The sequence below is a fragment of the Streptomyces sp. MB09-02B genome, assembly GCF_033794485.1.
Lineage (GTDB): Bacteria > Actinomycetota > Actinomycetes > Streptomycetales > Streptomycetaceae > Streptomyces.
The window spans coordinates 1-8938 of record NZ_JARGEE010000373.1 but is presented as its reverse complement, the minus strand read 5'-3'; the positions used below and the strand labels follow the sequence as shown (position 1 = coordinate 8938).

Annotated in this window: 8 protein-coding genes; 2 read left to right on the top strand and 6 right to left on the bottom strand. The window is 71.0% G+C overall.

All coding sequences use genetic code 11. The features are described 5' to 3' along the window. On the top strand, window positions 1-757 hold a 757-nt coding region (locus tag P1P70_RS34875; RefSeq protein ID WP_413471618.1), incomplete at its 5' end, for a hypothetical protein. 98 nt (window positions 758-855) lie between these two features. Here P1P70_RS34875 and P1P70_RS34870 read toward each other — a convergent pair. From P1P70_RS34870 to P1P70_RS34860, 3 genes are all read right to left on the bottom strand, one after another. Further along, entirely contained in the window at window positions 856-1833 is a 978-nt protein-coding gene (locus P1P70_RS34870; RefSeq protein WP_319245007.1) for a M28 family metallopeptidase, read from the bottom strand. A gap of 119 nt (window positions 1834-1952) precedes the next feature. Further along, window positions 1953-2912: an EamA family transporter RarD gene (rarD, locus tag P1P70_RS34865; RefSeq protein WP_319245005.1), complete on the bottom strand. Its 960-nt coding sequence runs from the start codon at window positions 2910-2912 to the stop codon at window positions 1953-1955. A 242-nt stretch (window positions 2913-3154) separates the two neighbouring features. Continuing rightward, window positions 3155-4009, bottom strand: coding sequence for an SDR family oxidoreductase (locus P1P70_RS34860; RefSeq protein ID WP_319245003.1), 855 nt, complete (start codon window positions 4007-4009; stop codon window positions 3155-3157). 90 nt (window positions 4010-4099) lie between these two features. On the opposite strand from P1P70_RS34860, the gene P1P70_RS34855 reads away from it, so the two are divergent. Beyond that, window positions 4100-4495 (top strand): helix-turn-helix domain-containing protein, encoded by a 396-nt coding sequence (locus P1P70_RS34855; protein ID WP_319245001.1) that lies wholly within the window; start codon window positions 4100-4102, stop codon window positions 4493-4495. A gap of 99 nt (window positions 4496-4594) precedes the next feature. On the opposite strand, the gene P1P70_RS34850 is transcribed toward P1P70_RS34855, so the two are convergent. The 3 genes from P1P70_RS34850 to P1P70_RS34840 form a co-directional block, all read right to left on the bottom strand. After that, a complete protein-coding gene (locus tag P1P70_RS34850) occupies window positions 4595-5656 on the bottom strand; it encodes a 2-oxoacid:ferredoxin oxidoreductase subunit beta (RefSeq protein WP_319244999.1) in 1062 nt (353 codons plus the stop codon). Further along, window positions 5649-7586 carry a 2-oxoacid:acceptor oxidoreductase subunit alpha gene (locus P1P70_RS34845; RefSeq protein WP_319244997.1) on the bottom strand — a complete coding sequence of 646 codons (1938 nt, stop codon included), beginning with the start codon at window positions 7584-7586 and terminating at the stop codon, window positions 5649-5651. The genes P1P70_RS34850 and P1P70_RS34845 overlap by 8 nt, the downstream gene beginning before the upstream one ends. Window positions 7587-7758: 172 nt before the next feature. Next, window positions 7759-8418, bottom strand: a complete 660-nt coding sequence (locus tag P1P70_RS34840) for a response regulator transcription factor (RefSeq protein ID WP_319245009.1) — start codon at window positions 8416-8418, stop codon at window positions 7759-7761. Between the last annotated feature and the right edge of the window lie 520 nt (window positions 8419-8938).

The window sequence follows — 8938 nt, the reverse complement described above, 5'->3', positions numbered from 1 at the left end:
GGGGACCGTCTCCGTCGCGCCCGCGGGGGCGTCCGCAGCCCCCGCCGCCGCGGTGCAGGCGGTCGGCGGCCCCGTACCGCTCGTGGGGCCGGAGGACCCCCTCAACGCGACGATCCGCACGCTCGGCGCGGAGCTGCCCCTGCGGAAGCCGGCCGCCCCCGTCGGACCGGCGCTCGGCGGGGGCAGGGCCCTGGCCCCCATGCCCCCGCGCGAGGGTCACGGCCGCGACGCCGGTCCCCGCCCCCGGGTGGAGGTCACGGTCAACGAGCTGACCGGCACGATGAGTTGGCGCACCCTCGACCGATCGGCGCCTGCATCCGGCGCCGGGGACGGCAACCCGCGCACCCCACACCGCCGTACGCCCGACACGGCCCCCTGGAGCGCCCGCGCCGCAGCCCTGCGCTCCGCCGGCCTGGACGCCTCCCGCGCCCCCCGACAGGGCGCCGCTCCGATTGCGACGCACCCCGCGACCGTACGGTCCGCCCTCAGCGTCGACGTCGCGGCGCTCACCCCCGAGGAGCGGCGGAGCCATCTGGCCCGGCTCGGCGCCCTGCGCTCCGAAGCGGTTGCCGGTCTCGCCGAGAGCACCCGCATGCCCACGGCAGTCGCGGCCCGCCTCAGATCGACGACCGCGACCCCGACCCACACCCACGCCCTCACGACACGCCGCACCGCAACCACGACGCACCCACCGGCGTACGCACCGGGGGCGCGCCCACACACCCCGGCGGCTACAGCTCACCGCCCACAGCGCTGACCCGCACCTACCCCGTCCCCTCCCTGCCCGAGCCCGGCCGCCGTGCTCCCCGTCGGCCGGCCGACCCCGGGCTTGGGGCGCTCAAGCCATGCCTCCGCCTACTCCGACAGCTCCCACACCGCGTACGCCAGCGCGTCCCCGTTCCGGTTGAGCGCCGTGTCGTTGATGTTGGCCGTGGTGTCGCAGGACGAGTGGTAGCAGCGGTCGAAGGCCTGGCCGGACGTACCGCCCCACTTGGCGACCTGCGCGGCGGTCTTCGTACGGCTCGCCCCCGTGAAGAGCCCGCCGACGGGAACACCGGCGCTCTTGAACGGCGCGTGGTCGGAGCGGCCGTCGCCCTCGGTCTCGATCTCGGTCGGGACGCCGATCCCCGTGAAGTAGTCCTTGAAGGTCTGCTCGATGACGGGGTTGTCGTCGTAGACGAAGTAGCCGGGGTTCGGCGAGCCGATCATGTCGAAGTTGAGGTAGCCGCTGATGCGGGCCCGGTTCGCGGCGGAGAGGTTGTTGACGTAGTAGCGGGAGCCGACGAGGCCCAGCTCCTCCGCGCCCCACCAGGCGAACCGCAGGTGCTTCGTGGGCTGGTAGTTGGTGCGGGACACGGCCAGCGCGGCCTCCAGCACGGCGGCGGACCCGCTGCCGTTGTCGTTGATGCCCGCGCCCGAGGAGACACTGTCCAGATGTGAACCGGCCATGACAACCTGGTTCGTGTCGCCGCCCGGCCAGTCCGCGATCAGGTTGTAGCCGGTGCGTCCGCCGGACGTGAAGGACTGCACGGTCGTGGTGAAGCCGGCCGCGTCGAGCTTGCCCTTCACATAGTTCAGCGACGCGAGGTAGCCGGCTCTGCCGTGAGCCCTGTTGCCACCGTTGGCGGCGGCGATGGACTGGAACTGGGTCAGGTGCGCCTTGATGTTGGCCACGGGCAGGTCGGGCGCCGCGGCGACCGCTGGGGCGGAGGCGGCGGCCGCCCGGTCGGGGGCGGGGGCCGCCCCTGCTATGGAACCGGTGGTGAACAGCGTGGCCACCGTGACGGCGGCGGCGACGGCGGCGCGGCCCGTGACTGGAACAGAGAGCTTCATAGTGGGGGGCTCCGAATTCCATGGATTCGCCCCGGACGACACTGTTGATGTGTCCATGGCGAAACCGGTGAATGAGGTGCCTGGATGGTGCGGGCGGGACTGACTCTCCGTCAAGGGTGCTATTTGGCCAGCGGGGTTCGCGCCTCGACCTCTTCCGTGACCACGCTCAGCTCCTCCAGCCGCCTCCGCGTCACCCGTGCCGTCCGCAGCGCGTCCCACGTCAGCAGGGACAGCGCGAGCCACACCAGCGCGAAGCCCGCCCACCGCTCGGGAGGCATGGCCTCACCGAAGTAGAGGACGCCCAGCAGGAACTGGAACACCGGCGCCAGGTACTGCAGCAGCCCCAGCGTGGACAACGGCACCCGGATCGCGGCCGCCCCGAAGCAGACCAGCGGCAGGGCGGTCACCAGCCCCGTCGCGGCGAGCAGCAGCGCGTGCGCCGTCCCCTCCGCGCCGAACGTGGCGTCCCCCCGCGACCCCAGCCACAGCAGATAGGCCAGCGCGGGCAGGAACTGGATCGCGGTCTCGGCGGCGAGCGACTCCACGCCGCCCAGGTTGACCTTCTTCTTCACCAGCCCGTACGTGGCGAAGGAGAAGGCGAGGCAGAGGGAGATCCACGGGGGCCGCCCGTAGCCGATCGTGAGGACGAGGACGGCCGCGAAGCCGACGCCGACCGCCGTCCACTGGACGGGCCGCAGTCGTTCCTTCAGCAGCAGGACGCCGATGGCGATGGTGACGAGCGGGTTGATGAAGTACCCGAGGGAGGCCTCGACCACCTGGTGGGTGTTGACGGCCCAGATGTACACGCCCCAGTTCACGGTGATCACCGCCGCCGCGACGGTGATCAGGGCGAGCTTGCGCGGCTGCCGCAGCAGCTCACCGGCCCAGGACCAGCGGCGCAGCACCAGCAGCAGAACAGCGACGACCGCGAGGGACCAGACCATGCGGTGGGCGAGGATCTCCACCGCACCGGAGGGCTTCAGCAGGGGCCAGAAGAGGGGGACGAGCCCCCACATCCCGTACGCGGCGAAACCGTTCAGCAGTCCTATCCGGTGTTCGCCCCTCGGCTGCGCCGCCACGGCCCCTCCTCCTCGCCCGGCCGCACCGCCGCGACCCCGAACCCTCGGTCCTCCCGAAGGTAACGCCGAGCACCCCCGCCTGTCATGCCCGTATCGGGATACGGTCATGACAGGCGGAGGTGGGCGCCCAGAGGGGGAGTCCGGGGCGCCGTCCGGGGGCGCGCGGCCCTGGGTTGCGCGGCGCTGGAGTGCGCGGGGCTGGAGTGCGCGGCCCTGAGGCGGGCGGGCTCACTCCCGTCCCGTCACGCCTTCAGTGCCACGGTGATCGACTCGGCGATCGGCGTGGTCGGGCGGCCGATGAGGCGGGAGAGGTCGCCGGAGGAGGCGACCAGCTCGCCCTTGGCGACGGACGCGTCGACGCCCGCCAGGATCTCGGCGAGGAACGGGGGGAGCCCGGCGCCGGTCAGGATGCCGGTGAGCGCCTCGCCGGGGACGGGGTTGTTCGCTATCTCCTTGCCGGTCTGCCGGCTCAGCTCGGCCGCGTACTCGGCGAAGCTCCACGCGGTGTCGCCGCCCAGCTCGTACGTCTGGTTCTCGTGGCCCTCACCGGTCAGCACGGCGACGGCGGCGGCCGCGTAGTCCGCGCGCGCCGCGGAGGAGACCCGGCCCTCACCGGCGGCGTGGGTGACGGCGTTGTACTCCAGCACCGGCGCGAGCTGCTCGGTGTAGTTCTCGTTGTACCAGCCGTTGCGCAGCAGGGTGTACGGCAGCCCGGAGGCGAGCAGCGCCTCCTCGGTGCCCCGGTGGTCGTCGGCGAGCGCGGCCGTCAGGCTGCCCAGCGCGCTGGTGTACGCGAGGAGCGCCACGCCCGCGGCCTTGGCGGCGTCGATCACGACCTTGTGCTGGCCCACCCGGTCGCCGCCGACCTCGCTGCCGGAGATCAGCAGCACCTTGTCGCCGGCGGCGAGGACACCGTCGAAGGTCTCGGGGGCGCTGTAGTCGGCTACGGCGATCTTCACGCCGCGCGCCGCGAGTCCGGCGGCCTTCTCCGCGCTGCGGACGACGGCCGTGATCTGCTCGGCCGGTACCTTCTCCAGCAGGCCCTCGATGACGAACGTGCCGAGGTGGCCGGTGGCTCCGGTGACGACGATGCTCATGGTGGAACTCCTCCAGGGGGTGGGTGCGCCACTCACCCTAGGGTGTGCACTAACTCTTCGAAAGTACCCACTTTGAAGTAAGGTACTGGCATGGCCGTAAGCAAGGTGTCTCCGCAGCCCGCCGACAAGTACGACACGGGCGCTGAGGGCATGTGCCCGTACCGCCTCGTCCTGGAGCACGTCACCAGCCGCTGGGGCGTCCTCGTCCTGATCGAGCTGCTGGAGCGGCCGTACCGCTTCAGCGAGCTGCGCCGGGCCATCGGCCGGGTCAGCGAGAAGATGCTCACCCAGACCCTGCAGACCCTGGAGCGCGACGGCCTCGTCCACCGCGACGCCAAGCCCGTCATCCCGCCCCGGGTCGACTACTCCCTCACCGACCTCGGCCGCGAGGCCGCCGAACAGGTGCGCGCCCTCGCGGTCTGGACGAAGGACCGCATGGACGCAGTGGAGGAAGCCCGGCGGACGTACGACGAGACCCGAGGCTGAACCGCCCCGGGCCTCGTCGCTCGATCGTCCTCCGCGGTCCTCCGCGGTCCTCCGCGGTCCTCCGCAGTCCTTCGCCGGTCGGCCGTAGTCGGCCGTGGCTCAGCCGACCACCGTCCAGGTGTCCCCGCCGGCCAGCAGCGCCGAGAGGTCGCCCTTGCCGTGCCGGTCGACGGCGGTGTCGAGCTGGTCGGCCATCTGCGTGTCGTAGACGGGACGTTCGACGGACCGCAGGACACCGATCGGCGTGTGGTGCAGGGTGTCCGGATCGGCCAGCCGCGACAGCGCGAAGGCCGTGGTCGGCGACGCGGCGTGCGCGTCGTGGACCAGGATCCGGGACTCGTTCTCCGGGGTGACGGTGACCACCTTCAGATCACCGGTGGCCTCGTCCCGTACGACTCCCCGCCCGCCGTCCGCCCCGAACCGGATCGGCTGCCCGTGCTCCAGCCGGATCACGGCCTCCTCGGCCTGCTGCCGGTCCTTGAGGACCTCGAAGGCTCCATCGTTGAAGATGTTGCAGTTCTGGTAGATCTCCACCAGCGCCGTGCCCGGGTGGGCGGCGGCCTGCCGCAGCACCTCCGTCAGATGTTTGCGGTCGGAGTCCACGGTCCGCGCCACGAACGACGCCTCCGCCCCGATCGCCAGCGACACCGGGTTGAAGGGCGCGTCCAGCGAGCCCATCGGCGTCGACTTGGTGATCTTCCCGACCTCGGAGGTGGGGGAGTACTGCCCCTTCGTCAGACCGTAGATCCGGTTGTTGAAGAGCAGGATCTTCAGGTTCACATTGCGCCGCAGGGCGTGGATCAGATGGTTGCCGCCGATGGAGAGCGCGTCCCCGTCGCCGGTCACCACCCAGACGGACAGATCGCGCCGCGAGGTGGCGAGCCCGGTCGCGATCGCCGGCGCCCGCCCGTGGATGGAGTGCATCCCGTACGTGTCCATGTAGTACGGGAAGCGGGACGAGCAGCCGATGCCCGAGACGAAGACGATGTTCTCCCTGGCCAGCCCCAGTTCGGGCATGAAGCCCTGGACGGCGGCGAGGATGGCGTAGTCACCGCAGCCGGGGCACCAGCGCACTTCCTGGTCGGACTTGAAGTCCTTCATCGACTGCCGCGCCGTGGCCTTGGGGACCAGCTGCAGCAACTCGTTGCCGGCGTCAGTCATCGATGGCCTCCTTGAGCGCGGTGGCGAGCTGCTCGGCCTTGAACGGCATGCCGTTGACCTGGTTGTAGGAGTGGGCGTCGACCAGGTACTTCGCCCGCACGAGCGTGGCGAGCTGCCCGAGGTTCATCTCGGGGATCACCACCTTGTCGTACGCGCCGAGCACAGCCCCGAGATTGCGCGGGAAGGGGTTGAGGTGCCGCAGATGGGCCTGCGCGATCGCCTCGCCTGCCGTCCGCAGCCGCCGTACCGCCGCCGTGATCGGCCCGTACGTCGACCCCCAGCCCAGGACCAGCGTGCGCGCCTCGTGCGGATCGTCGACCTCGATGTCCGGGACGTCGATCCCGTCGATCTTCGCCTGCCGGGTGCGCACCATGAAGTCGTGGTTGGCCGGGTCGTAGGAGATGTTGCCCGTGCCGTCCTGCTTCTCGATGCCGCCGATCCGGTGCTCCAGCCCCGGCGTCCCCGGCACGGCCCACGGCCGGGCCAGGGTCTGCGGGTCACGCTTGTACGGCCAGAAGACCTCGGTGCCGTCGTCGAGCGTGTGGTTGGGCCCTTGGGTGAACTGCACCTTCAGATCCGGCAGTTCGTCGAGCTCGGGGATGCGCCAGGGCTCGCTGCCGTTGGCCAGGTAACCGTCCGACAGCAGGAACACGGGGGTGCGGTACGTCAGCGCGATCCGGGCGGCCTCGAGGGCCGCGTCGAAACAGTCCGCCGGGGTGCGCGGCGCGATCACCGGCACGGGCGCCTCGCCGTTGCGGCCGTACATGGCCTGCAGCAGATCGGCCTGCTCGGTCTTGGTCGGCAGCCCGGTGGACGGACCGCCGCGCTGGATGTCGACGACGAGCAGCGGCAGTTCGAGCGAGACGGCGAGCCCGATGGTCTCCGACTTCAGCGCCACACCCGGGCCGGAGGTCGTCGTGACCGCCAAAGACCCTCCGAAGGCGGCCCCCAGCGCGGCCCCGATACCCGCGATCTCGTCCTCGGCCTGGAAGGTCCGCACACCGAAGTTCTTGTGCCGGCTCAGCTCGTGCAGGATGTCCGAGGCCGGGGTGATCGGGTACGACCCCAGATACAGCGGCAGATCCGCCTGCCGGGAAGCCGCGATCAGCCCGTACGACAGGGCCAGGTTCCCCGAGATGTTCCGGTACGTCCCCACCGGGAAGGCCTGGGTCGCCGGGGCGATCTCGTAACTGACCGCGAAGTCCTCGGTGGTCTCCCCGAAGTTCCAGCCCGCGCGGAAGGCGGCGAGGTTGGCGGCCGCGATCTCCGGCTTCTTGGCGAACTTGGCCGCCAGGAACCTCTCGGTGCCCTCGGTCGGCCGGTGGTACATCCACGACAGCAGCCCGAGCGCGAACATGTTCTTGCTGCGCTCGGCCTCCTTGCGGCTGAGGTCGAACTCCTTGAGCGCCTCGACGGTGAGGGTGGTCAGCGGCACCGGATGGAGGCTGTACCCGTCCAGCGAGCCGTCCTCCAGCGGGCTGGTCGTGTACCCGACCTTCTGCATCGCCCGCTTGGTGAACTCGTCCGTGTTGACGATGATCTCCGCGCCGCGCGGCACGTCCCCGATGTTCGCCTTGAGGGCGGCCGGGTTCATCGCGACGAGCACATTGGGCGCGTCACCCGGGGTGAGGATGTCGTGGTCGGCGAAGTGCAGCTGGAAGCTGGAGACGCCCGGCAGGGTGCCGGCGGGGGCGCGGATCTCGGCGGGGAAGTTCGGCAGGGTGGAGAGGTCGTTGCCGAAGGTGGCGGTCTCGGAGGTGAAGCGGTCGCCGGTGAGCTGCATACCGTCACCGGAGTCCCCGGCGAACCGAATGATCACCCGATCGAGTCGCCTGACGTCCTTCGGCCCCGCCGGATTGCGCTGTTCCCTCAGTTCTCCCAGAGCGGACTCGTCGGCCTGCTCCGCTGGGCTGCTGACCTGGCTGGTCACTGAACTGGACCTCCTTTGAGGCGGCTGACCGGGAACGGCCGACCCGCCGACCCTCCCAAGACCAACCCTACGTCGGCGAGGCTGGAGAACGCCTCGGCTTGTCCACCCGGAGGCCGGACGGGAGACGGATGGGGAGGGAATCAGGAGCCCTGTCTGACACGGTGTCAGATAATCATGAATTCAGATAGGTGAGCACTGCCAGTACCCGACGGTGGTCCCCGTCGCTCGGGGACAGCCCGAGCTTCAGGAAGATGTTGCTGACGTGCTTCTCGACGGCCCCGTCACTGACGACCAGCTGCCGGGCGACCGCCGAGTTCGTCCGCCCCTCCGCCATCAGCCCCAGCACCTCACGCTCCCGAGGAGTGAGCCCCGCGAGCACGTCCTGCTTCCGGCTCCGCCCGAGCAGCTGCGCGACCACCTCCGGGTCCAGCGCGGTGCCGCCCCGCGCCACCCGCACCACGGCGTCGACGAACTCCCGTACGTCGGCCACCCGGTCCTTCAGCAGATATCCCACGCCCCGACTGGACCCCGCGAGCAGCTCGGTGGCGTACCGCTCCTCCACGTACTGCGACAAGACGAGCACACCCAGCTCAGGGTGCGACTTCCGCAGCTGCACGGCGGCCCGCACGCCTTCGTCGGTATGGGTCGGCGGCATCCGCACATCGGCGACGACGACATCCGGGAGGTCGCCCTGCGCGGCGAACTCGGTGATCGTCTTGATCAGGGCGTTCCCGTCCCCGACCCCCGCGACGACATCGTGCCCCCGGTCGGTCAGCAGCCGCGTCAGCCCCTCCCGCAACAGCACCGAATCCTCGGCGATGACCACCCGCACCCTGTCCTCCACGCCTAGCCCCCCACTGCACCCCGTACCGCGACAGCCCCCAGCATTCCAGCATCGGAACGCCAGGACCTGCTCCCGGGAGAAAAACAGGGGAGTGTTCAGGGGGAGACGCGCTCACCGGGCTCTCACCCCCGGCCCCGAAGCAGCAAGCCGAAAAAGCAGGGGCGCAGCCCCGCTTCTTCAGGGGCGCGGGGAACTGCACGAGAAGCCCCACGCACCTGCACCCGCTCACGGTGCCAGGCCATCCACGACGACGGGGGAGCGGGGAACTGCGCGAGAAGCCCCACGCACCTGCACCCGCTCACGGTGCCAGGCCATCCACGGCGACGGGGGCGCGGGGAACGGCGCGAGAAGCCCCACCGGACCCGCACCCACCCACGGCGCCAAGCCACCCACGGCGAAGAGGCACCCCCGCCCCGCAGGGCCCCGCTCAGGCCGCCCGCCAGGGCAACTCCGCCGTCACCCGAGTCGGCCCCCCGCCCGGCGAGTCGACGACGAGAATCCCGTCGAC